General features: G+C 35.8%; 22 protein-coding genes. 10 read left to right on the plus strand and 12 right to left on the minus strand.

Translation table 11 applies throughout. From position 1 onward, the window contains the following. Positions 1–29: 29 nt before the first annotated feature. Positions 30–746 carry a tetratricopeptide repeat protein gene (locus tag ACIEHO_RS03210; RefSeq protein ID WP_406968571.1) on the plus strand — a complete coding sequence of 239 codons (717 nt, stop codon included), beginning with the start codon at positions 30–32 and terminating at the stop codon, positions 744–746. A 65-nt stretch (positions 747–811) separates the two neighbouring features. Here ACIEHO_RS03210 and ACIEHO_RS03215 read toward each other — a convergent pair whose 3' ends face one another. Then, positions 812–1330, minus strand: a complete 519-nt coding sequence (locus tag ACIEHO_RS03215) for a hypothetical protein (protein ID WP_406968573.1) — start codon at positions 1328–1330, stop codon at positions 812–814. Between the two features lie 160 nt (positions 1331–1490). On the opposite strand from ACIEHO_RS03215, the gene ACIEHO_RS03220 reads away from it, so the two are divergent. From ACIEHO_RS03220 to ACIEHO_RS03235, 4 genes are all read left to right on the plus strand, one after another. Continuing rightward, positions 1491–2462, plus strand: a complete 972-nt coding sequence (locus ACIEHO_RS03220; RefSeq protein WP_406968575.1) for an NAD-dependent epimerase/dehydratase family protein — start codon at positions 1491–1493, stop codon at positions 2460–2462. Between the two features lie 33 nt (positions 2463–2495). After that, positions 2496–3086 carry a HupE/UreJ family protein gene (locus ACIEHO_RS03225; RefSeq protein WP_406968577.1) on the plus strand — a complete coding sequence of 197 codons (591 nt, stop codon included), beginning with the start codon at positions 2496–2498 and terminating at the stop codon, positions 3084–3086. A 134-nt stretch (positions 3087–3220) separates the two neighbouring features. Further along, complete coding sequence (locus ACIEHO_RS03230) at positions 3221–3652, plus strand: deoxycytidylate deaminase (protein ID WP_406968579.1); 432 nt, start codon at positions 3221–3223, stop codon at positions 3650–3652. Next, positions 3652–5244 carry a S41 family peptidase gene (locus ACIEHO_RS03235; RefSeq protein WP_406968581.1) on the plus strand — a complete coding sequence of 531 codons (1593 nt, stop codon included), beginning with the start codon at positions 3652–3654 and terminating at the stop codon, positions 5242–5244. Before ACIEHO_RS03230 ends, ACIEHO_RS03235 begins: the two co-directional genes overlap by 1 nt. On the opposite strand, the gene ACIEHO_RS03240 is transcribed toward ACIEHO_RS03235, so the two are convergent. The 3 genes from ACIEHO_RS03240 to ACIEHO_RS03250 are packed head-to-tail and all read right to left on the minus strand — an operon-like array spanning position 5241 to position 6654. Beyond that, positions 5241–5849 carry an FAD-dependent oxidoreductase gene (locus ACIEHO_RS03240; protein WP_406968583.1) on the minus strand — a complete coding sequence of 203 codons (609 nt, stop codon included), beginning with the start codon at positions 5847–5849 and terminating at the stop codon, positions 5241–5243. The two genes, ACIEHO_RS03235 and ACIEHO_RS03240, sit on opposite strands and share 4 nt — an antisense overlap. 1 nt (position 5850) lies before the next feature. After that, positions 5851–6054 carry a hypothetical protein gene (locus tag ACIEHO_RS03245; protein ID WP_406968585.1) on the minus strand — a complete coding sequence of 68 codons (204 nt, stop codon included), beginning with the start codon at positions 6052–6054 and terminating at the stop codon, positions 5851–5853. Between the two features lie 12 nt (positions 6055–6066). After that, positions 6067–6654: a MarC family protein gene (locus tag ACIEHO_RS03250; RefSeq protein WP_406968586.1), complete on the minus strand. Its 588-nt coding sequence runs from the start codon at positions 6652–6654 to the stop codon at positions 6067–6069. Positions 6655–6760: 106 nt separating this feature from the next. Here ACIEHO_RS03250 and ACIEHO_RS03255 point away from each other — a divergent pair, with 106 nt between their 5' ends. From ACIEHO_RS03255 to ACIEHO_RS03270, 4 genes are all read left to right on the plus strand, one after another. After that, a complete protein-coding gene (locus ACIEHO_RS03255; RefSeq protein ID WP_406968587.1) occupies positions 6761–7324 on the plus strand; it encodes a DUF3109 family protein in 564 nt (187 codons plus the stop codon). A 475-nt stretch (positions 7325–7799) separates the two neighbouring features. After that, a complete protein-coding gene (locus ACIEHO_RS03260) occupies positions 7800–9074 on the plus strand; it encodes a ribonucleotide-diphosphate reductase subunit beta (protein ID WP_406968588.1) in 1275 nt (424 codons plus the stop codon). A gap of 3 nt (positions 9075–9077) precedes the next feature. Beyond that, the gene (locus tag ACIEHO_RS03265; RefSeq protein WP_406968590.1) at positions 9078–10868 is read left to right on the plus strand and encodes a ribonucleoside-diphosphate reductase subunit alpha; all 1791 of its coding nucleotides are present in this window, start codon (positions 9078–9080) and stop codon (positions 10866–10868) included. A 240-nt stretch (positions 10869–11108) separates the two neighbouring features. Further along, positions 11109–12875 (plus strand): Na/Pi cotransporter family protein, encoded by a 1767-nt coding sequence (locus ACIEHO_RS03270; protein WP_406968592.1) that lies wholly within the window; start codon positions 11109–11111, stop codon positions 12873–12875. A gap of 149 nt (positions 12876–13024) precedes the next feature. On the opposite strand, the gene ppnP is transcribed toward ACIEHO_RS03270, so the two are convergent. The 4 genes from ppnP to ACIEHO_RS03290 all read right to left on the minus strand — a co-directional run bounded on the left by ppnP (position 13025) and on the right by ACIEHO_RS03290 (position 18107). Continuing rightward, positions 13025–13309 (minus strand): pyrimidine/purine nucleoside phosphorylase, encoded by a 285-nt coding sequence (ppnP, locus tag ACIEHO_RS03275; protein ID WP_406968594.1) that lies wholly within the window; start codon positions 13307–13309, stop codon positions 13025–13027. Positions 13310–13480: 171 nt separating this feature from the next. Next, entirely contained in the window at positions 13481–14341 is an 861-nt protein-coding gene (locus ACIEHO_RS03280) for an OmpA/MotB family protein (RefSeq protein ID WP_406968596.1), read from the minus strand. 174 nt (positions 14342–14515) lie between these two features. After that, entirely contained in the window at positions 14516–16828 is a 2313-nt protein-coding gene (locus ACIEHO_RS03285) for an inorganic phosphate transporter (protein ID WP_406968706.1), read from the minus strand. 76 nt (positions 16829–16904) lie between these two features. Further along, on the minus strand, positions 16905–18107 hold the full coding sequence (locus tag ACIEHO_RS03290) for a porin (RefSeq protein ID WP_406968598.1): 1203 nt from the start codon (positions 18105–18107) through the stop codon (positions 16905–16907). A gap of 382 nt (positions 18108–18489) precedes the next feature. Between ACIEHO_RS03290 and ACIEHO_RS03295 the strand changes: the two genes are divergently transcribed. Then, positions 18490–18840: a toxin-antitoxin system YwqK family antitoxin gene (locus tag ACIEHO_RS03295; protein WP_406968600.1), complete on the plus strand. Its 351-nt coding sequence runs from the start codon at positions 18490–18492 to the stop codon at positions 18838–18840. A 67-nt stretch (positions 18841–18907) separates the two neighbouring features. Here the strand turns inward: ACIEHO_RS03295 and ACIEHO_RS03300 are convergent, their stop codons facing one another. The 4 genes from ACIEHO_RS03300 to ACIEHO_RS03315 form a co-directional block, all read right to left on the minus strand. After that, entirely contained in the window at positions 18908–19837 is a 930-nt protein-coding gene (locus ACIEHO_RS03300) for a CARDB domain-containing protein (protein WP_406968602.1), read from the minus strand. Between the two features lie 147 nt (positions 19838–19984). After that, entirely contained in the window at positions 19985–21184 is a 1200-nt protein-coding gene (locus ACIEHO_RS03305) for a hypothetical protein (protein ID WP_406968604.1), read from the minus strand. A 179-nt stretch (positions 21185–21363) separates the two neighbouring features. Beyond that, a complete protein-coding gene (locus ACIEHO_RS03310; protein ID WP_406968606.1) occupies positions 21364–24138 on the minus strand; it encodes a TonB-dependent receptor in 2775 nt (924 codons plus the stop codon). Positions 24139–24616: 478 nt separating this feature from the next. Continuing rightward, entirely contained in the window at positions 24617–25006 is a 390-nt protein-coding gene (locus ACIEHO_RS03315; protein ID WP_406968608.1) for a carboxypeptidase-like regulatory domain-containing protein, read from the minus strand. Positions 25007–25165: the final 159 nt, after the last annotated feature.

Below are 25165 nucleotides of genomic sequence, written 5' to 3' on the forward strand. Positions count from 1 at the left end.
AGCCCACTAAATTAAAATAGATAGAAACGATGAATAAAAAGTTATTTGGATTGGTTTTTTTACTGGTTGGTTTTATGATGAGCGCACAAACCAACTCAGAACTACTTAAACACTACGAAGCTTATTACAAGCAAATGAAAACCCAAGGGGATGTGCAAGGTATTATCAATGCCATGACGCACATAAACATTTTGTCGCCATCGCAAGCGAGAAAAGATACTTTGGCATACATTTATATGAGTGAAGGGAATTATGTGCAGGCACTTAATACTTTGGGGTTTGAAAAGAAAGTAACAGATTCTGATATTGCAGTTGAGGTAAAGGCGGTATCGCTAAAGGCTGTAAAACGTCCTGAATTGGCCATTGTGCATTTTGATGAAATGTTTAAGCGAAACCCAAATGCTATGGTGGCTTACGAGTTGGCAGAGCTCAATTTGCAAACCCAAAAATATGCTGAAGCAGATAAGCATATAAATTATGGGTTGATAAACGCAAAACCCGATATGAAAAAGGCGTTCTATGAAAGCCAAAATCCGTATGAAGTGCCATTAAAATCGGCGTTTATGTATTTAAATGCATTATCTACATATAACAAAGATAGAAAGGCCAATATTGATGCTGCGGTAGATATTTTAGATGCGGTGTTGAAAGAAGCGCCAAACTTTAATTTAATACAATTAACCAAAAACGAACTGTTAAGACAAAAACAGGCGTTGCAAAATCAAGCTGCACAGCCTCAGAATTAACGTTTTTAGAGATAAGGTTTTAACCAAAGGCGATTCATGAGAAATGATTCGCCTTTTTTTATACATTAAGGTTTTTCAATGGTACGGTTTTCAAATTCCATCTTTTTGTTTATCTGCAAGCTAAGGTTTGAATAAGCCACAAAAAAATCTTTTATAGCCTGCAGCAGTTCTTCTCTACTGGTTGTAGTTAGGCGGGAAAGGCTTTCAAGTTTGTAAAATTCAGTTTCCAAAACCAATATCCTGGCCAGAATAGACTCAGTATTGAATTCACTGGGTAAGGTTTGTCTTAAATTTTTAAAAAGAGCTTTTGAGGTTTCTTCGCTACCAACAAAAAAGCTCAAATCACCATTTTTTATATTATTCCTAAGGTCTTGTAACTGCACATATTCCACCGAGGTTTTAATAATGTTTTGGGCTTTTACGTCTAAAACATAATCGGTGAATTTAAGTTTGGCAATATCTTCTTCGGTTATTGTTTCACTTTTGTTTTGTTCTTCTTTAGAAACAGTACCATTTTCTTCTGTGTTTTTACATCCTGTTAACAGAACAAAGATGCTAAAGAGTAATGAGGGTATTGTGCGCATAACTTTACTTTAAAAAAATCATTCATCGCAAATATATACCAATTACTTTGGTTTTACTCGCTTGAGCATCATATCGACATCAAAAATTTTGGATTGAAAAATAGAATATTATCAATAAAAACTTATTATTTTTAAAAAATCTTTAAAAAACTTGTGTTTAATGAGTTCTAGAATACTAATTATTGGTGCATGTGGGCAAATAGGTTCAGAATTAACTTTTGCCTTAAGGGGAATATACGGCCATGAAAACGTGGTTGCCAGCGATATAAGTTATAGTAACTTAGATATTGTTAACTCTGGCCTTTTTGAAATTGTTGATGCCCAAGATTATGCCAGTGTGAAAACCTGCATTGAAAAATTCGATATCGACACCGTTTACCTTATGGCGGCCCTGTTAAGTGCCACGGGAGAAAAGTACCCCATGAAAGCTTGGGACTTAAACATGACGTCGTTATTTAATGTTTTAAATTTGGCAAGAGATAAGTTTGTGAAAAAAGTGTTTTGGCCATCGAGCATTGCAGTTTTTGGCCCAACAACACCGGTAAATTATACCCCGCAATATACGATTATGGAACCTTCAACCGTTTATGGAATAACGAAACAATCAGGTGAGCGGTGGTGCGAGTATTACCATAATAAATATAATGTTGATGTGCGCAGTCTGCGCTATCCTGGAATTATAAGTTGGAAAACCATGCCCGGTGGTGGAACAACCGATTATGCTGTGGAAATTTACCATAAAGCTATAAAAGAAGGTAGCTATGAGTGCTTTTTAAAAGAAGATACTGAGCTCCCCATGATGTTTATGGATGATGCCATAAAAGCCACTATTGATATTATGAGGGCAAAACCTGAAGATGTAAAAATTAGGTCTTCGTACAATTTGGCAGCTATCAGTTTTACACCAAGGACGATTGCAGAATCTATAAAAAACCATTTGCCAGACTTTAAAATAAGCTATAAGCCCGATTATAGGCAAGATATAGCCAATAGTTGGCCCAAAAACATCAATGATTCTTATGCTAGGCAAGACTGGAAATGGAAGCACAGCTTCAAGTTAGAAGATGTCACTGAAGAGATGCTCTTTCAATTGCGTAAGAAGTATGAGGATGTTTTAAACAAATCGAATTAATTGTATATTTGGCCACCCTAAATCTTTATTAATATGCTTGAAAATTTTTGGTTTAATATAGAATATGGCATCAATCATGTACTTGATATAAATGCCTACGACCATGTTTTGTTCCTAATTGTTTTAACGGTTCCTTACATTTTTAAAGATTGGAAGCGTGTACTTCTCCTGGTTTCGATGTTTACGCTTGGTCATACATTGTCGCTGGTATTGGCATCGTATGGTGTGGTTAGCGTAAATGCTACGGTAGTGGAATTTTTAATTCCCATAACCATTTTGGTGGTGGCTCTGTTTAATGTTTTTACTTCTGGTAAAGGAGCACAGCGCGAAAAGGTTGGCGTTCTTTTTTTATCGACTTTGTTTTTTGGGTTAATCCACGGTTTAGGCTTTGCTAGAGAGTTTAGGATGCTTTTGGGCGATAGTGATAACAAAATTGGAATGCTTCTAGAATTCGCTTTGGGTATTGAAATTGCCCAAATAATTATTGTGTTTATGGTTCTGTTTTTGGGGTATATTGTTCAAACTATTTTTAGGTTTACAAAACGCGATTGGATTATGGTTATTTCGGCCATTGTGGTGGGCTTGGTTATTCCCATGATCTTAAACAGCGACTTCTTATCATAAAATTTTCGTAAAAGTTTAACGCCTTGACGTTGCAATTAAAATGTTTTGCAACTATATTCGTTATGCTATTTGAGTTAAGGATATCGCGGATAGCCTGACCCGATAGGGTAGCGCCATTAATTTAAAATACATTAATGCCAAATAATAAACAGTTAAAGTACGATAAGGCTTATTTAAGGATGGCCCAAGAATGGGGCAAGTTATCTTACTGCAAGCGAAAGCAGGTTGGTGCGATTGTTGTGAAAGATAGAATGATTATTTCTGATGGATATAATGGAACACCATCTGGATTTGAGAATTTCTGCGAAGATGAAGAAGGATACACGAAATGGTACGTTTTGCATGCCGAGGCCAATGCTATTACAAAAGTGGCATCGTCAACACAATCGTGTAAAGGTGCTACGCTTTACATAACCTTATCGCCGTGCAAGGAGTGTAGTAAGCTCATTCATCAAGCAGGGATTGTAAAAGTGGTTTATAACAAGGCTTATAAAGACGATTCTGGCCTTAAATTCTTAGAAAAAGCAGGGGTGGAACTGAGGTTAATAGAAGATTTAAAAGTATAATGTCGACACAAAAAAAATACATACCATTGGTTTTAGGGATTGCTGTTGCGATGGGTGTTTTTATTGGCGGAAAGTTGGATTTTTCAGATTCACGAGACAAGTTGTTTTCAACCAATAGTAAAAAGGACAAGCTCAATCGGCTCATTGATTACATTGAGTATGATTACGTTGATGACATTAACACAGATAGTATTGTTGATGTTACCGTAAACGGCATATTGGAAAATCTTGATCCGCATTCGGTTTATATTCCAAAGGAGGATATGCAGCGCGTTGCCGAAGAAATGAAGGGTGATTTCGTAGGTATTGGCGTCAGTTTTTATACCTACAAAGATACTATTGCCGTAATTCGTGCTATTGAAAACGGTCCGAGTGCAAAGGCAGGTATTAAAGGTGGAGACAGGATTTTGATAGCCGATGGTGATACGCTTTATGGCGATAACCTTAAAGATGGGGATATTATAGACAAACTTAAAGGTGAAATTAATTCTAAAGTTAAATTGAAGGTTTATCGTCGCGGTGAACCCAATCTTTTAAATTTCACTGTAAAGCGAGGAAAAATTCCCATTAAAAGTGTTGATGCTGCTTATATGTTGACCGATAAATTAGGCTACATAAAAATTAATAGGTTTGCTGAATCTACTTACAAAGAATTTAAAGCAGGTATTGAGAAGCTTGAAAATTCAGGTGCTACCGAGATTGCGCTAGATTTACGGAACAACCCTGGCGGATTTTTAAGCATAGCTGAAAAGATAGTAGATGAGTTTTTAGAAGATGATAAGCTAATTCTGTTCACCAAGAACAAGCGTGGCGATATCGATAAAAGTTTTGCTACCAGTAAGGGCGATTTTGAAGAAGGCAAAGTTTATGTGCTGATTGACGAAAACTCGGCTTCGGCGAGTGAAATTGTTGCGGGCGCTTTACAGGATAATGATAAAGGTACTATTGTAGGAAGACGTTCTTACGGTAAAGGCTTGGTGCAACGCGAAATGGAACTGGGTGATGGCAGTGCTGTACGTTTAACTGTGTCGCGCTATTATACGCCAACGGGGCGATCCATACAAAGGCCTTACGACAATGGTAACAAAGATTACTACGATGAATATTTTGAGCGATTGGATAGTGGTGAGCTGTTAGATCCTGAAAAAATTGAGGTGGATGATTCGTTAAAATTTATAACACCTGGCGGAAAAGTCGTTTATGGCGGCGGCGGCATTATTCCCGATGTATTTGTGCCACTAGATAAAAGTATGCAAAATGAAACCTTGTCCTTTTTACTGCGACGTGGTTTTTTTGGAAATTTTGTTTTTGAAGAACTCGAGCAAGATAGGCATCAATACGATGATATTACGCGAAAAAATTTTATTGATAATTTTGAAGTAGGCGATGATTTGGTATTTGCGTTTCAGGATTATTTAAACCTGCGTTCCGATTCTAAAGTGACATTTGTAGCCTACCATGATGAGGTTAAGCAATATATAAAGGCGACCCTTGCAGATCAACTTTTTGGTAATGGTGCCTTCGAAGAAGTTTATAACCAACGTGATATTATGATTGAAGAGGTGATTAGCCTTAGTGAAGAAGGCAATTAAACCTCTAGTTTATCATGTACTTTTGTGTGCTTTCCACCATTCCAGAGGGTTAAAATATCTGTCGCTACTTGGGATCCGCTTCCCGATGCTATGGCAAACTGGCTACGCCAACCGGCTAATGTTCCAGCTACATACAGGTTTTTTTTAATTAAGTGGTCGGTGTTTTTTAGCCAAATACGGTCTTTTTCAATGGCAGCCCTAGGATGTGGCTCAATAAAATTTTCAAGTCCTTCAATATTCATTAAATTGGTGTATCCCACTGCGATAACCACTACTTTAGAATGGTAGGTGTTTTTGTTTGTCTTTAACCTAAAGTGGTCTTCGGTTTGCGAAACGTTTAAAACTTTTTCTTTTTCTAATTGCTCGACATGCGGATAAAGGTTGGAAAGTTGTTCTTTTCCACCTTTTAAAATAGATGCTCCGGTAGTCCCGGGTTTCAACCCCAATACATTATTGAACAAGGCCGTTTGCAAATGCGAGGTTTTTTGGTGTATAACAATGCCAATGCGTTTGTCTTTCGCGAAAGCTTTATGTTGGGCCGATCCCAAAACTAGGGCGCAAGACATGCCGGCCGCTCCACCACCAATAATTAATGCGTCAAACATATTATTTGCCTTTTTTAACTTTGTCCTCAATACGTTTAGATGTTCTTAAAATGGCCATCATTAAAATGACACAAAGCCCGGCGACTATGGTGATAACCGCTACGATACTGTCGTCATCAAACGGTGCGTTAAGATTTACTTTGGTGAAATTAAAAATAATCAGGCCTAGGGCGATGATGCTGAGAACTATAGATAGAATTTTCATGTTGTCAATCTTTTAAACGAGATCAAAAAGTGCTTTTATATTATGTGCAAATAGTTTTACTGCAATGGCCAATAAAACTACGCCAAATATTTTTCGGATAATGTTAATGCCGTTTTGCCCAATGAGTTTTTCAATTTTAGACGATGTCTTTAAAACTATAAAAATAATAATAACATTTATTATAACCGCAACGATAATGTTTTCTGTCCTGAATTCCGCGCGAAGCGAAAGCAGCGTGGTTAAACTTCCCGGGCCGGCAATAAGCGGAAATGCCAATGGGAACACCGCTGTAGTTTTCGAGTTTTGCTCTTCTTGTTTGTAGAGTGTAATTCCTAAAATCATTTCTAAGGCGATAAAAAACAAAATAAAGGCACCTGCTACGGCAAACGAATTAACATCGATGCCGATAAGGTTTAATATGCTTTTTCCTAAAAACAGAAAAACAATTAAAATGACACCGGCTACAATAGAGGCTTTTTCACTTTGTATGTGTCCGGCTTTTTTACGTAAATCTATAACTATGGGAATGTTGCCAACAATATCAATTACAGCAAATAGTACCATAAAGGCGGTAAAGATTTCCTTAAAATTAAGTTGCATAAGCTTGATTTTAAATATTGTGCAAAAGTATAGGATTAAACCATACTTATTTGCTTTAAAACGCTAAAGTTTAGTTATTTTTGCAAACTCTAAAATAGGGGCCGTTATGTTTCAATTGGGTAAAACTATAGTTTCTGAAGACATCATTGAAAAGGATTTTCTTTGTAACCTTTCCGCGTGCAAAGGAGCCTGTTGTATTGATGGTGATGCCGGTGCGCCTCTAGATGCAGACGAAGCTGATATTTTAAAGGAAATATATCCTAAAGTGAAGCCTTTTTTGCGTCAAGAAGGTATTGATGCCATTGAAGCCCAAGGAACGTCAGTAGAGACCGAAGATGGTGAATTAGAAACTCCTCTCATCAATGGAGCCGATTGCGCCTATGTGATATTCGACGAAAAAAAAGTGGCGCTATGTGCTATTGAAGAAGCATATAATCAAGGTGAAATCACATGGAAAAAACCAGTTTCCTGTCATTTATATCCTGTTCGTGTTCAAGATTACAGTGAATTTTCGGCCGTAAATTATCATAAATGGCAAATTTGTGATGATGCCTGCGCTTTGGGTAACGAACTCAAGGTACCCATTTACAAATTTGTAAAAGAAGCGCTCATAAGAAAATTTGGAGAAGATTGGTACATGGAGTTAGAAAAGGTTGCCCAAACTTTTTAACAATTCCAAAAATAGCTGTTTAAAACGCTATAAACCCCAGTGTTTTAGGGTTTAAATCCTTAAAAAATTTGATAACTTTTTGAAAGTCAAAAAAACATAAAATGCTGTTAATCAGTTTTTTGAGTTATTTTTTTTGTAAACTTTCTTAGGTTTTGTTTTTTCTTCTTTGTTAAAAACTTGTTGAAAAGGTTTTTTTATTTGCTTCTAAACGTATCAATCATTTTGCAATCTTTGTTTCAATCAATTCAGAGATAAAATTCAATTTTTTTAGCTTGTTAGTAAACTTGTTAAAAATGTGTTTTGAGATTACCAAAAACATATTTAACAAATTATAAACTTTGTTGAAGTCGGTTTTTTTGAAAAGAAAGAATTCAATCAAGTTTTTAAAAAGATATGCGCAGAAATGGAGGCCATGTTTTAGGTGATTTTACAAAATGCGATATAAAGAGATTATGACTCAACCAAAACTAAATATATGGAAATAACGCACATCATTAAACGAGATTACGACACAACACCTTTTGTGTTGGACAAAATCACCGCTGCTATTGAAAAAGCAATGCTTTCGGTAGGACATGGAACAAGGGAAGACGCCGAGTCTATTTCGGGGAAAGTATTTGAATCACTTTTAGCAAGAAAAGCGGTAGATTCAAGATATGTTCCAACGGTAGAGCAAGTGCAGGATATTGTAGAAGATAAATTAATGGGCAGTGCATTCCATAACGCGGCTAAGGCTTATATTCTCTACAGAGATGAGCAAGCTAGAAAGCGCCAGACCAATATTTTTGAAAAGCGTATTAACCTAAAACCTTATGAATATCCAGATTTGTACGAATATGTAAATGCGATTAGGCATTCATATTGGATTCACAGTGAGTTTAATTTCACCAGTGACATTCAGGATTTTAAAACAGGTCTTACTCCAATAGAAAAATCAGCCATAAAAAATACCATGCTGGCCATTTCTCAAATTGAAGTTGCCGTCAAATCATTTTGGGGCGATATTTACCAAAAAATGCCTAAGCCAGAAATAGGTTCGGTGGGGGCGACATTTGCAGAAAGTGAGGTGCGACATCATGATGCGTATTCGCACTTGTTGGAGATATTGGGTCTTAATGCTGAGTTTAAAACTCTAAAGAAGAAGCCGGTAATAATGAGGCGTGTTCATTATTTAGAAACGGCTTTAAAAAATTCCAAAAGTGAAAACATTCAAGAATATGCCGAGTCTATATTGTTGTTCTCCCTTTTTATAGAACATGTGTCGTTGTTTTCTCAGTTTTTAATCATCATGGCTTTTAACAAACACAAGAACATGTTAAAAGGTATATCAAATGTTGTTGAAGCGACTTCAAAAGAAGAGCAAATTCATGGCGATTTTGGTATAGATGTAATAAAAATTATTAAAAAGGAAAATCCAAAATGGTTTGGAGAGGATTATAACGAGAAAATCCAAAATATTTGTAAAGATGCTTTTAAGGCTGAAAGTGATATTATCGATTGGATTTTTGAAGATGGTGAATTGGATTTTCTTCCAAAGAACGTTATTAACGAATTTATTAAGAATCGATTTAACAATTCATTGGAAAGTATTGGCATAGGAAAAGTATTTGACGTAAGCGAAAAGTTATTGGCCGAAACAGAGTGGTTTGATGATGAAATAATTGGCACCAAACACGGCGATTTCTTTGTGAAACGATCTATTAATTACAGTAAAAGAACAAAAAGTATAACTAGCGACGACCTATTTTAAATTATGAAAGTAAACACGCATCTCCAGGGTGAAAAAACTGAGCAACAATCAAATTATGACCAATTATTAAGTGCCCGTAAAGAGCAAATTAAGAATGCTACTCAATTGGAAACTGAGTATGAGTTTAAATGGCTAACCGAAAACAGCCGTAAATTTTTAGAGTCGGGTTACCTAACCGACGGAATCACTCCAGAGGGCAGGATAAGAGAAATAGCAGAAAGAGCCGAGGAAATTTTGAAAATTGACGGTTATGCCGATAAGTTTTACAAGTACATGTCTGAAGGTTTCTTCTCTTTAGCATCTCCGGTATGGTCTAATTTTGGAAAAAAGCGTGGACTTCCTATAAGCTGTTTTGGCTCTAACATTGCAGACGATATGGGTAACATACTTTACACCCAGTCTGAAGTGGGAATGATGTCTAAATTAGGTGGAGGTACATCAGGGTATTTTGGAAACCTTAGGCATAGAGGAGCTCCTGTAAAAAACAACGGGGTGTCTTCTGGTGCGGTGCATATCATGCAACTTTTCGAAAAAATGGTAGATGTAGTTAGCCAAGGTTCGGTAAGAAGAGGTCGTTTTTCACCATATTTACCTGTAGAGCATCAAGATATCAAGGAGTTTTTAGAAATTGGTACAGAAGGAAATTCTATTCAAGAGCTTACGCACGGTGTTACGGTTACTGATAAGTGGATGGAAGAAATGATAGGTGGCGATGTTGAAAAACGTTCTGTTTGGGCAAAAGTAATTCAGCGCAGAGGTGAGATAGGCTATCCTTATATTTTCTTTAAAGATCATGCAAACAACCAAGCGGCAGATGTTTATAAAGATAAAAACCATAAAATAGTAGCAAGTAACTTGTGTACAGAAATTATGTTGCCTTCAAACGATCAATGGTCTTTCGTTTGTGTATTATCTTCTGTAAACGTATTACATTATGATAAGTGGAAAGATACCGATGCGGTTGAAACCATGGTATACTTTTTAGATGCTGTTATTACTGAGTTTATTGAGAAACTTGAAGAGTTTAGAGATTCACAAGATTTAGATGATAGACAAACGTTTATGTTCATGGAGCGTGCCTATAATTTTGCAAAGGATAATAGAGCGCTAGGTTTAGGTGCATTGGGTTGGCATTCGTTATTGCAGTCTAAAATGTTATCATTTGACAGTGCCGAAGCTTTCAACTTAAACAGTGAAATCTTTAAATTAATTCAAGAGAAATCATATAAAGCTTCAGAAGAATTGGCTGAATTATACGGTGAGCCAGAGGTGTTAAAAGGTTATGGCAGACGTAACGCTACTTTGAATGCTATTGCTCCAACAACTTCATCGGCGTTTATCTTAGGTCAGGTATCACAAGGTATCGAGCCTATATGGTCTAATATTTATGTAAAAGATATTGCCAAAATTAAAACCACCATTAAAAACCCGTTCTTGCAGAATCTTTTAGAAGAAAAAGGACAGAATACACCAGAGGTATGGCGCAGTATACGTGACCATGATGGTTCTGTTCAGCATTTAGAGTTTTTAACCGAGCAAGAGCGCGACGTTTTTAAAACCTATTCTGAAATTGACCAGTTAAACATCGTTTATCAGGCAGCTAACAGACAAAACCATATCGATCAAGGGCAGTCGGTTAATATTATTGTGCATCCAGATATGCCAGTTAAAGACATAAACAAAATATATGTAACGGCATGGAAGCTTGGGCTCAAATCTTTGTACTACCAACATAGCATGAATGCTGCACAAAAATTTAAGCAGAAAAAGGAATGTGCTAGTTGTGAAGGATAATGCCTAAAACACTTAATTAAACTAAATAAAAAAACACCTTAAAACTAAGGTGTTTTTTTTATTTAGGTGTTCGGTGCTTTAATAAATGGACCTTGTATTAATTTGTTTCTAGGGGAGCTCAATCTAAAAAAAACTAGTATTTGCTAGCAATTACAAATTAAAGTTTTAACAAACGATTTTATTTTTTTTAAATTTAGATGGTAATACGGTAATACTTTAAAACAGCGAAATCAAACAAATATGTTTAAAAAGATAATTTTCTACTTACTCTTGGTTCTTTTAGGTTTGGCGCTGTACTTAAATCCCAATTTTAAAACGATTTCTGCAGGTATCGCTATTCTACTTTTTGGAATGATTATGCTAGAAGAAGGCTTTAAAGTTTTTACCAAAGGTCCACTTCAACAGATTCTAAAAAAAGCAACAAATAAATTATACAAAAGTATTACTGCTGGCGCAGTCGTTACAGCGTTAATTCAGTCAAGTTCACTGGTTACTGTAATTACCATATCTTTTATAAGTGCCGGGTTGATTTCTTTAGCAGAAGGCTTTGGGTTGATATTTGGTGCAAACCTAGGTACTACAGCTACTGCATGGTTAGTGGCTGGATTTGGACTGAAAATAAAGATTTCTGCCTTGGCCATGCCCATGCTTGTTTTCGGAATTATTTTTTCTTTTCAAAAAAGACAAGTGCTCAAGGGCGTTGGAAATGTGTTGGCTGGACTAGGGTTTTTCTTTCTGGGCATTCACTATATGAAAGAAGGCTTTGATGTCTTTAAGGAGTATATCGATTTATCTGAATACGCTGTTTCGGGTTTCTTGGGCGTTCTTATATATACAGGACTTGGTATACTAATTACAACTATTTTGCAATCAAGTAGTGCAACTTTGGCGCTTATATTAACCGCCTTGTCTGTAGGGCAAATAGAGTATGAAAATGCATTGGCATTGGCCATTGGAGCCAATGTTGGCACCACTATAACGGCAGTTTTGGGCGCGGTAAGTTCAAACAGTGCAGGGAAACGGTTGGCCTTGGCGCATTTTATATTTAATGTTACTACTGGTTTGGTGGCCATGGCTTTTATTTTCCCCTTGGCAAGATTAGTAAATATTCTAGCCGATTTGATAAATATAGCTTCTACCAATAACACCCTAAAACTAGCAATGTTTCACACGATTTTCAATGCGTTAGGAGTGCTTTTAATGTTGCCCTTTATAGGTGTTCTGGAAAAGTTTTTATTGAAATTTTTCAAGGAGAAAACCGAAAAAGATATCGATGAGCCTAAATATCTTAACGCTTCTGTGCTTAAGTTCTCTGGTTCTACCATTTCTGCATTGATAAAGGAATCGAAATATTTATATGAAAATAGTGTTTTTGAAATTGTAACCCATGCTTTGAATATTCATAGGTCTGATGTGAAGTCTGATGAAAAAATTAAAACCATAGTTAAGAAGTCGAACATCGATTTTCAAACAGACATTGAAGACTTATACTATAAAAAAGTAAAATATATATATGGTGAAATTATAAAGTATGCATCAACCGCCCAAAGTACTTTAAGTCTAAATAGTAAACAAATTACGGCAATAACGGATATAAAGATCGCTAATAGAAAAATGGTGGAAATTATTAAAGATGCACGCGAATTGAATAAAAACATTAGCCGTGTATTAGATATGGATAATAAGCATTTACAAAAAGAATACGATAGTTATCGAAAAAAGCTAACTAATGTGCTTAGAACTATATATTTATTTAGAACAGATGACGACGAAAAAAAGCATAGGGTCAAATTAAAAAAGTTAAAAAGTGAGGCCATAAAAAAAGTACGATTAAGTAATAAATCTATAGATAAGTTAATTAGGCAAAATTTAATTACTGCTGAAATGGCTTCGTCTTTATTTAATGATTATGCTAATGTAAACGATATGATAAAAAAATTAATTGATGTTGCTGAACTGCTGTATGTAAAAAAAGATTCATTATTGGACGAAGAAGGAAATAGGTGAAAAATTAAGTACTAAAAAGGAGCTAAAAAGGAGCTAAAAAGGCACATTTTTTGTCTATCTGAACTTGTTTTAGATTCTGAATTAAATTCAGAATAACAAGTTTCCCGATGCTTTATAGCTCTTATTCGTTAATTTTAATGCGCTTTCGTTTATTTATATTGGCACAAATAAGAGGTTTGTTCACCAACCTTCACCTGAAATTTTTCATTGGCTTCAATTTGGTAAGCTTCTCCTGCTTTGTAGGTTTTCCATTCAGATTCCCCTGGCAATAGTACTGTCATTTCGCCTTCTACCACATTCATGGTTTCATGTTTTGAAGTACTAAACTCGTAGGTTCCGGCATTCATAACGCCCAAGGTTGATTGCCCCGTTTTGCTAGTGTATCCTAAAGATTTAACGTTTCCGTCAAAATATTCGTTTGCTGAAATCATCATTTTTAATTTAAAATTTCACCAAAAATAATAAACTCTTCATGGAAGAAAGAATACAAGTAGTTAAATATAGGATTTTGTCAAAAACAAAAATCTCCAAGAGTGAGGGCCCTTAGAGATTTAAAGCTTTTGTAACACCTTTTTCGGTTGTCAACGGATTTACTTAATCTAATACTAGTCTAAAATATTTCCAGAAATGGCTTTGTCGTTATCGGCCATTAGTGCAAAAAACTTATCGATATTCGGTAGAATAATAATTCTTGTTCTTCTGTTTTTTGCTCGGTCTTCTTTAGAGTCGTTGCTCGCAATAGGTTGGTAGCTGCTTCGGCCAGAAGCAATTAGTTTTTCTGGAGCAACGTTATATTTATCTTGTAGTTTACGAACAACTGAGGTCGCTCTTAAAACACTTAAATCCCAGTTGTCTGCAATATTAGCGGTATTAATGGTTCTCGCATCTGTATGGCCTTCAACCATAACATCTAAGCTTGGCTCAGAGTTGATAACATCGGCTAGTTTCTTTAAAACAGGATCAGCTTTAGAACTTAGTCTATAGCTTGCTGTATTAAACAACATATTATCTGCGATAGATATCATTACTACAGTTTCATTAATTTCAACGGCAAAGTCTTGGTCTTCATCAATGTTGCTCTCGTTTATGGTTTTTTCTAGGTTGTATGCCACCGCCAAGTTCATAGAGTCTTTTAATGTTTTCGCTTGGCTAAGTTTGTTTTGGTCAACATTTTTTAATGTTTCGCGCATACGTGATTTCGTGTCGTTAGAGATTACAGTACCGTTTTCAACGACCTCTAGTTTTGAATCGTTTTCTTCTTTTAGAGACATAATTTTGCTATTGTAAGCCTCAACGCGTTCTTGAATTTTATCGAATTTAGCTTCTAAGTCCTCTTTAGCAACTTTAGTTTTTTGTAATTCACTTTTAATTTCACCATTCTCTTGTTGCAATGCCAAGTATTTTTTCTTGGAAACACATGATACGGTGATAATGGCTAATAAAAGTAATACGGATATTTTCTTCATAATTAATATAAGATTTGATTTATTCTATTTACGAAACTGGGAGCAATATAGATTACGGTGTATTGGATTTATTTGTAACCTGCTGATATTTAATATTGAAGAAATAAAAAAACCTCAATAAACTTTTAAATGGTTCTAAAGTTTATTGAGGCTTGCCCTTAATTTATTTGTAATCTATACCGTTTCCTCTGGTAGGTCACTTTTGGCAATAGATTCAACAACTTCAAGGGTTGCTGGTTCAACAGATGAATCATGAGAGTTATGGTACTCTTCAAGAAGATTCATGGTTGCAATTAACAAATCTTTGGTCTCAGACAACAAGCCGAAATACAAAGTTGTGTTTTTTGGGCTCGATTCTTCCTTTCTGGTACGCTCAATCTGCTTTTGAATTTTTTCAGATAGCAGACGGAAGAGTTCAGTTTTGGAGTTTAGAATATCACCAATTTGTTCAAAGGAACTCGAATCGAATGATGCTTTGATATCATTGAACAATTTTTCAACCGCTTCATCAATTTCTTTTAGTTCTTTTATCTGATTGAACTTAAGTTTTTTATGGTTGTTATTGACGTGCTTGAAACTTACTTTTGAAATGTATTCCAAAGACTGTGTCATGTCTTGAAGGTAGCCTAGAATACTAATATAGAAATCACTGGCCCCAACACTAGAGTCATCAAGGTTTTTAATGAAATAAAATATATTGTCTCTAAGGTTGTCAACTTCTAAGGATAATTTAGCTATTTGTTTCTCGTTCTTTTTTAATGAAGATAAATCTTGTTTAGCAAGGCCTTTTATAGCGTTAGAATATATTTTGTTACCTCTTTTTACTACGTTGGCTATATTAGCTGCGCTTTCATGAATAACCCCTTGAACCGAACTGCTTTCTGCTGTTTTAAGGCGGTCCTCACTTTTGCTTTCGGTAGATTTCTTTTTGTGTGATAAGAAGTTTCTAGTTAATAAAATAATAGTAAGCAATAGAAGTATAGGAGTCATTACACTCGGCTCCCAATTAATTAAAAATACTACGACACCAGCAGCTGTAAAAGCACCAAATGCAGTGCCAAACCAACCACCTATAACATTTAAAACACCAGCAACTCTATACACGGCGCTTTCAGAACCCCAGGCCCTGTCGGCCAAAGATGTACCCATGGCAACCATAAAAGTCACGTATGTAGTTGAAAGTGGCAATTTCATGGCAGTTGCAATAGAAATTAACACGCCAGCAACCATTAAATTAACTGAAGCTCTTATCATATCAAATGCTGGAGCATCCATACTTTGGTCTTTAGTCATTATGGTTGTATTTGGTTTTTTAAAACTAGCATCTACGTTAGCTAGCATCGATTTAGGAATGATATACCTTAATGCATCCGACATCCCAGAAGTGGCTTTTACAATTGTTCTTGAAAGCATGTTGGGCTTAAACTTTTCGTGAGTTTCACTTTGGCGAGATAGGCTAATTTCGGTTTCAGCTACCGTTTTGGCCTTTTTAGAAAACCAAAGGGTAACAACCATAATGCCTCCAGAGATGAACAATAAAAATGGCTCAGCAGGCATTTTCTTACCTAATATGCCCATAGTAAATTCTGAAGCTCCAGTGCCAGACCCTATCCAAGCTTCGTAACTATGGTAAGCCGCCATGGGGACACCAATGAAGTTAACTAAATCATTTCCTGAAAAAGCTAAAGCCAATCCAAAAGTACCAACAGCGATAACAATTAGTAAAATACTTTTTTTAGTTATTTTTTGGAAGGCATACGAAAATAGGGTGAAAAGGACAAAGCCTCCAATAATGATATATAATTCATTCCCTTCAACATAGCCTTTAAGGTCGCCATAATAAGGAGTTCCCTTTAAGCCTTTCATGAAAATAAAATACAGAATGGCCGTTAATGCCAAACCACCAAAAAGGGCGCCGAAATTTTTTATTTTTTCTTCGTAATGAAAAGTGAAAATATAACGGGAAATCCACTGTACAAAGGCACCTACACTAAAGGCTATGACGACCGATAGTAGAATGCCACTTATAATTTCTAAAGCCTTTTTCGTATTGATATAGCTACCCAAATCTGCTAATGTTTGTGATTCTGAAGCACTAATCTTGATTAGTGCCATAACAACAGCAGCTCCCAATAAGTTAAAAACAATAGATACCGTTGTTGAGGTAGGTAAGCCTATTGTATTGAAGAAATCAAGTAAGAGTATGTCCGTAATCATAACGGCCATAAAAATGAGCATGATTTCATGAAAACTGAATTGTGCTGGTACAAAAATACCTTTTCGCGCGACTTCCATAAGGCCACTTGAAAAAACGGCACCAATGAAAATACCTAAACTTGCAACAATCATTATCGTACGTAATGAAATGGCTTTAGAGCCTATTGCAGAGTTTAGAAAGTTAATGGCATCATTACTAACGCCAACAACAAGGTCTACCACAGCTAATATAGCAATGGCTATTAGCATGTATAAATAAATGTTTTCCATAGGTTTTAATTGTAAAAGGTCTGCAAATATCATGACAATATATGATTATTATGTTACGTAATTGTTATTTTATGACTTAAAAATGAACGTCAAATCCTAACCTAAATGTGATGTTGTCTTTGTTGCCATCAAGTGTGGTGTAGCTTATGTCGCTTTGTACTTTTAGTTTGTGCCCAACAATAAATTTGTTAACACCTAAAGTGTATTGTTTGGCAGGAAGTGCTTGGGTAATGGCTTCATAGTCTAGTGTAGTGAAACGTGCAGCAATTTCATAGTTGCTTTTAAACAAATAACCTGCTTGTAAATTTAAAGCATTACCTGTTAGAACGATATCTCCAGTAGGGGTTGTGTCATCTGCTTCTGTCGCAATTTCATCGTCGGCTGTACGTTTAGCATATTCACCCATAAACGAAAATCCATTGTATTTAAACATGGCATCTGCAAAAATGGTAGTTTGGTCGGTTTCATAAATGGAACCATCCGTTCTAATCATATAGTCGCCGGCAAATCCTCTTTCTCTAACGGCATCTTGGTTATAGTTATAGGTGAAACCAAGCATTAATTTAGGTTTATCTTCACGTTTTAAATCCGATTGACTGTAATCACCTTTTGATTTGAAAGTTCCAAAAGGTAAAAGCTCCAATCTTCCTGTATACTGTAAACCACCTTCATTGCCTTCGGTAACATTGCGGCCTTCGCCTTGTGAAATCGATAGTTTTTCGCGCATTAGGAAGTTACCCCCTAAATTGCTTTTATGACGTAATTGAATACCTAAATCACGATCTATATTAAAACGACTATTTAATAATGAACGGTCAATTAATTGAAGGTTTGCTGATGATACAACACGCTCTACGTTTCCTGGTAGTTTTGTTTGGCCTGCCCAAAGTTCAAAGTTTTTGGCGAAGTTCCACATAATAACAGCATCTAAAATGTATCGCGGTGTGTTACGATTGAATTCGTTGGCTCCAGAGATATCTCTATTGGAAAGACCTAGCTCTATTTTATATTTAAGCTTTGGACTATAAGCAAAACCATCAAACTTTAAACGAGCACGACGTACAATAAAGTTATGCTCTGGACTATTATAGTTGTTTCCGTTGTAATCCCATGATGACATGGAACGTACTTGAAAGCGAGGAGCAAATTTTACGCTAAAAGAACTGTCTTTTGCAACAAAATTGATTAATCCTTTTCCGAAAGACGTATCGCTTATTTCTTGTGAATGCATTGAAAACACTAGGCAAAGAGCCAGTGCTAAAGTAATTTTAAGTTTCATTGTATTTATTAGTTTTTGTCGCTGCAAATAACCAATCCCAATGTTAACTAAATGTTACCTAAAGTTTAAGATTATAAAAAAAAAGACTGCCTTGGCCAAAGGCAGTCTCATTAGAAATCATGATAATGTAGTCGACAAAAACTAATAGATTATATGAAATACTAATTAAATTAGTCTTAAGACCCTACAAATATCAATGTTTAAGTTCATTGTAATGTAATGTAAATATTAATTTAATATTAAGAATGAGGTTGGTTTGATGATTTATTGTTTGTTGAAAATCAGTTTTTTACATGTTTAATGTTAAATTAATGTTATGAGAACGTTGTTTAAATGTTATCTGTTTCGTAACTTTGATAAATAATGTAAAAACCCCATAATTATGAAGAAGTTTATCTTATTTTTTGCCTTTTTAATTACTGTGGTATCTTTTGCTCAGCAAAAGAGAGATTTAAAGTTTAACAAAGAAACGAACTTAATTGAAGTTGTTTACTATCATGACAATGGCGTGGTAAGCCAAACTGGCTTTTACACTACAGATGGGAAGCTTCAAGGTGAGTGGTTAAGCTTTAGCGCGGAAGGCAAAAAAACAATTTTTGGTAATTATGATAATGGTAAAAAAGTCGGCAAATGGTTTTATTACACTAATGAAACCGTAAAAGAAGTAGATTACAATGAAAATGTTATTGCAAGCTTAAAAGAAACAGAAGTTGATAACAACGGCGGTTTATAATAAACTTGAAAACTACTAATAAAAAAAGCATCCCAACTGGGATGCTTTTTTTTATTGCTTAATATTTTTATCTTGGATTATAGTAGGTAATTGTTGGTATTGATGAGTAAACATTGTTATCTTCCCCTCCCGTTGTGCCTTCGTTAACATTGTTGTTCTTATCTACACGTACATGAATATATGCCCATCCGTTAGAATTAGCATAACTGGCTATTGAATGTCCTGAAATTTCAGTTGACATTGATTGGTTTTGATTAGGGCTGATAATTCCATTGTAAGTGACTTCTTTTAATAACGTAGCATTATTGAAACTCGATCCTTGGGTAACATAAAAGCCCACTTTCATCGTATTGGAGTCGGCTGTACCATTATTTTCTACATTTAATAAAATTTGAAGACTTTCACCTAGATACAGTGCATGGAATTGGTTCGAAGAGAATGATTGGGGTGAACCTGATGCTCCTGACGATTTTGCGGTGGACGCATTAGCATCTATAACCAAATCGGGATATGTAGGACATCCACTGTTTGATGATGGGCCAGCTTCATTTGGGCAATTGTCACTAGTATCAGGAACGCCGTCGCCATCTGCGTCTGGTAATGGAGCGGTGAATGAAAATGTTTGAGAATTACCAAGGTATTCTGTAACTAAATAGAATTTTTTTCCAGGATTAGTGTTAAAGGTGCGGTTGTACCAAGAATACCCAGTGTATAACCACATGTTCTTTATTGTATAATTGCTGAAAGAAAGGTTGTCGTCACCATCATTATTCCAATTTATGACTCCTATCAGATTGTTTGATGTTATGGATTCCGCATATACTCGGAGTTTGATTTCATTGTAACCATAGTTCCCCTTTATCTTAAATTCATAATCAAAGCGATCTCCAAAAGTAAAGCTTTGATTTAAGGTGGACACCTTAAAGTCTTTTATGTCTACTTGTGAATAACAAAATAAGTTTAAGGCAAGTGCGATAAGTAATGTAATTTTTTTCATGATGTATTATTTGTTTTTTGTAAAAATAAGGCTTCATTTATTGCTGTATTTTAACTACATATTAAATAAATGTAAATAAAAAAAGGACCGTGTTTTAAAACGGTCCTTTTAATCCACGCTTGTTTATCAAGCGTATATGTAGGGTTACTAGTTAAGCATGGTAACCACAAAGCTTTGTCCGGCCCAAGTAAAGGCAGATACGTCTGCACCAACACCAGCTTTAAAGCTTATGGTGTTGTTGGCGGTAATTGTAATACCATCAGTGATTGATGTTACCGAACCGGTAATATCACCACCTACGTTATCGTCACCAACGTTTCCTTGTGCAACAGCATTAGTAATTGTTAAAGTTCCATTGCCGCTATCGTCTTTTGTGTCGATTCTGTTTCCGAATGAAGCATTTCCATAAGCAGCGAATAATATGTTGCTAATTACAGCTTGTGTGCCACGTCTAATTTCAGCACCTGATTTTAAAGCTACGTCTGGGTTAAGGTTTAAAATGGTAATATTTTTTAAGGTTGGTGTTGATATAGGGGCAGCAGTAGGGTCAGAGCTGTTGCTGTCGCCTTCAATACCTCGTGGGTCATCTGTAGCCGCATCAAAACCATCGTTACGAACACCAAAAGCATTTGTAATTGTTCCAGTGTAACCTTCTGTCCAATCAAACATGTCGTCTGCAATGTTAGCACAGTAAACATTTGTTACATTTACGCTGCCACCAAAAAATTCGATACCATCGTCATTTCCATTGCTAACAACAATGTTGTTCACAATAGTGCTGTTTCCAACACCAAAGAAAGATATTCCGTTAAATTCTTGTTCACCATTAATTTTGGCTCCAGTATATTCTGCAATAACATAGCTTAACTCGCCAGAACTGTCTGAATCGTTATCACCGCCATAAAGTAAACCAGCAACCTCAGACTGAACATCGATACCCTTGTTGCTTTTTGCTTTACCAGCAAGTACAATACCGCCCCAATCTCCTGCTTTTGGAGATGCAGCATCAGAGGTAAATCTAATAGGATTGGCCGCAGTACCTTTAGCGATTAATTTTGCTCCTCTTTCAACAGCTAAAAACACATCGGTTCTTCCACTTTTCGCCTTAATTACCGTGCCGGGCTCAATGGTTAATGTTGCGCCTTCTTTTACGGTAAAGGAACTGGTTAAGGTGTACTCTACAGATGCTAATAATGTAGCGTCTTCGGTAATTTCTCCTTCTAATTCATTTCCAGTAATTGGACCTCCGCCATTTCCTGGGTCAATAGTTCTGTTGTCATCATCACTTGAGCAAGAAAAAATAGAGATAGCAACGGCTACTATTAGTAAGTTTTTTAATGTTTTCATTTTGATTTTTTTAATTTTAAATTCTTGTTTTTATTGTTCTGCAAAAAAAGACACTAGATTTAAATTTAGCTTAAAGCTAATATTAGTATTAGGTTAAGAAATCGCACTTATGTTAACTTAATGTTTATCGTTTGTGTTTGGTGACCTTTTTTTGTTGACAGACAAGGTTGAGTTATTTGTTATAAATCATAAGAGATGCCAACTGAAAATGAGATGCCTCTCTTGTAGGTGTTCATTGTTAGTTTTTCTGGGATATCCCTGTATCTATCAAAACTTGGGTTCAATATGTTTTTCACGTTAAATTTTGCTCCTAAATTCTTGTTGAATTTGTGGCTGAACACAAAGTCTAAAAGCGGAACTCCTTTTTCAATGATGTTTTCTTTAAAGTTTGTACCAATACTATAAACTTTGTCACTTTGGTAGTTGAATACCAACGTTGAAATGGTTTCTTTTTCGTTTAGTTCAAACCTGTATGAAACATCGGCGTTAAGCGTAAAGGGTGCAGCACCTTCCAATTGAGAGCTGTCTCCGGTGTAGTTGAACAGGGTGTTGGCTGTATTGAATTCAAGTTTAGTGTTCATCAAGGTGGCGTTACCACCAAGAGAAAGGGTTTGAGATTTTTCACTATCTGCATCTTCGATAGAGATAATATCCAGTTTGCCTTCTAATTCCAATCCAAAAACAGTAGCATCACCAGAATTGTCGAAGGTGAAATCTCTTTCGATTGCAGAGTTTCTTTCCAAACGGTTAATGGAGTTTTGAATTAATTTTCCGAAAACGCCTATAGAAATAAGTTCGCTCTTATTGGGGAACAACTCAAACTTAAGTTCTCCGTTATAGTTGTCTGATGGAATCAAGGCTGGGTTACCACTTTCTTGATAGTTGATGCCCTCGTAAGTAAAGGGGGCAATTTCCTTAAACTGTGGGTAGGTATATGTTACGCTACCTGAGGCTCTTAAGTTGATTTTGTCGTTAAGCTGATATTTCAGGTTAAGAGTAGGTAAAACGTATTGTTTGTCCAAAGTAATTTGGCTATTGTTAGAGTAACCTGGGAAACTAATATTGGTATCCCATTCTACATCCATTTTTACATTCTCTGCACGTACACCAACATTGGCGGTAAATTTTTCGTTGAATTTATAAACCGCATCAATATATGCAGCATGTGTGGTTTTTTTGGCGTCGTATAATTGAGGAAGGTAAGTTTCGGCATCGTCGCTATTCCTTCCTCTAGAGGTCTCAATGCCAAACACTCCATTGTCCAAATTGGCTTGGTTGAATGTGGCGTCTAAATTCTCTACATCTACAAACGTATTCCTTGGGTTAAAGAAGTTATGGTCAAAGTAAATACCGTCAAATTTTCTGTTGGTAATATTACCGTTATATCCCAATGTTATTTTGCCTTTGTTTTCAAAACGGTCGCCAAGGTATTTTACCACATTTAAGTTTCCAGCGATACTGTTTTCAAATAAGTTACCATAAAATCTACTGTTGTCTCTAACGGCATTTTGGGAGATTCTGGTGGTGTTGGTATCGTTGTTTATAATAAAGGTGTTTTTTCTTCGGTCTGGCTCGTCATTGTAAATGGCATTGTAGCTTAAGGCTGCGTTGGCATCAAAAGATTCACCAAATTGGTGCTCAGATAACAACTGGTTAACAAAAAGTTTATTTTGAATTTCTGTTTGCAATATTACGTTAACTAATCTGTTGTCTTCAGCATCTCTACCAATGTCATTTGTTGTTCCAACAAAATCTTCAATTTTCTGAGTGTTGGAGTGAACAAACAAATGATTGTAGCTCAGTTTGTGGTTGTTGTTGATTTTATAGACCAAATTACCCATTAACATCTTAGAGGCATTATAATCATAGGTTTCTGTATCAAAAATAGACCCTACGTTTAAAGTACCGTTATCATAAACATCAACTATTGCATCAGAACGCCCATCGCGATAAGCATACTTGTTATCAAAAGAGCCTACTAGGAATATGCTAATATTACTTTCGTCAGATAATGTTATTTTTTTTCCGTAGTTCAATGAAACGCCCAATGTTGGATTGGCTTTGCCAGAATTTGGAGAATAGCTGTTGTCAAAATTGTAATTTGACAAACTTCTTATTTTATGATGGGTGTTAGAGTTTACTCCAAGCCAATTGGCACCATCCATTTCCTTAAAATCATTAAAGGTGGTTTGGGTGTTCCCCCCAGAAGAAAGGCTGACTTTAAACAACGATTTCTCTGTAGTTTCTTTGCTGTCAATGTCTATACTTGCACCCGATACATCTGAAGACATATAAGAAGAAAACGCCTTGCCTATGCCAACACTTTCAATAATGTCTGAACTAAATAATGAAAGATCGATGTTTTTGTTTCTGGGGTCGTTTGATGGTAAAGGCAAACCGTTAAGAGTGGTAGAGTTGTAGCGATCGCCTAAACCACGAACATAAATTTTACTAGACCCTTCCTGCTTGTTAACGCCAGTAACTTTTAGTGTGGCATCGGCAGCATCCGATACCGCTTTTTTGCTTAGCTCCTGTGCGCCTATGGCCGTTTTTATTTCTACCGCCTTTTTCTGCTCTAATAAAAGTGCTGTTTCACTTTCGCGTTTTGTTGTTGTAGTAATAACAACTTCATCTAATGAGGCTGCACTTGCACCCATGGGTACATTAACTTCGGTTACTTTTCCGGCAACAACTGTTACGGGCAGTTCTTGGGTTTCGTAACCCACAAAACTATAAATTAAGGTATAATCTCCAGGTTCTAAATTTTCTAAAGCGTATAAGCCGTCAAAATCTGATGTGGTGCCTTTAGTGGTACCTTTTATTAAAACGTTAGCAAAGGCCAAAGGTTCGTTGTTGTACTCTTTGTCGGTTAGTTTACCAACCACAGAACCAGTGTTTTGTGCTTGTGAAATAGCCGCTATAATTAGCATTACAAATAGGGTGAATTTTTTCATATTCTTAGTTTTTATCTAGGTGCAAAGAACGAAACACTATATAAACGGAATGTTATCTATAGGTTAAACAATGGTGACAGGAGGGTTATCTAAATGTTATGAAAAAAGAGGTGAAGAATGTATGAGGTTACAATTTGTTAACACTAAAAAAGGTAATAGTAAGGAGCTCAGTAAATAAGATGATTCGGTGGCAAAGTGTTGAAAATAAATTAACGCTTGTACATTTTGAAAATAAAATTTGGTTTAGGTGTCAGTTCGAGTGATTTTGAGGCATGCAAAATCGCATCGAGAACTCTTTGTTAGATGAAAATTCTTTTTCTCGATACAAATTTCACTCATTCTGTCGTGAAACCCACTCGAATTGACGAATTTCATCAAAATGCACAACCGCTTAAAGCATTAAAATTTAATCTAACAGAGCAGTTCAGATTTTAAATAGTAATCGGTAAAATTGGATATTTAGGTAGAGGAGCAGCGTCTACTGTTCCGAAGTGTTTTGCTGGCCATTTTCAGAATTGGCCATGGCCATGGCTAGAGTAATATCATCCATTGAAACCTGCGTTGCCTCTAAAGCTAACTTTAACTCTACAGGGTTAAAAGCATCAACGTGAACCTTAACTTCTTTTGTTTCGTAACCTACAAAGGTGTAAACCAAAGTGTAGTCACCAGATTTAAGGTTTTCTAAAACAAACATGCCACTCAAATCGGTGTTCGATTTGATGTCGGTACCTTTAAGGGAAACTTCAGCCATAACTAGCGGACTATCTTTTAATTCCGCATCTAACACTTTGCCTACTATTATGCCAGTATCTTGGCTATAACAAAACGGGGCAATTAGAAATGCGATAATGTATAAGAGATGTTTCATAAAGACTATAATAAACTTTAATGCAAATTAACTGTGTTAAGATGATTTGAATGTTACTTAAATATTAAACGTCTGTGATTAAAATGTTAAGCGAATGTTAACAACCGTACCGCTCAAAAAAAGTAGAGGAAAAAGGAAACGTTAAAAAGAACTTTTTTA

The organism is Flavisericum labens (assembly GCF_045446075.1).
Lineage (GTDB): Bacteria > Bacteroidota > Bacteroidia > Flavobacteriales > Flavobacteriaceae > Flavisericum > Flavisericum labens.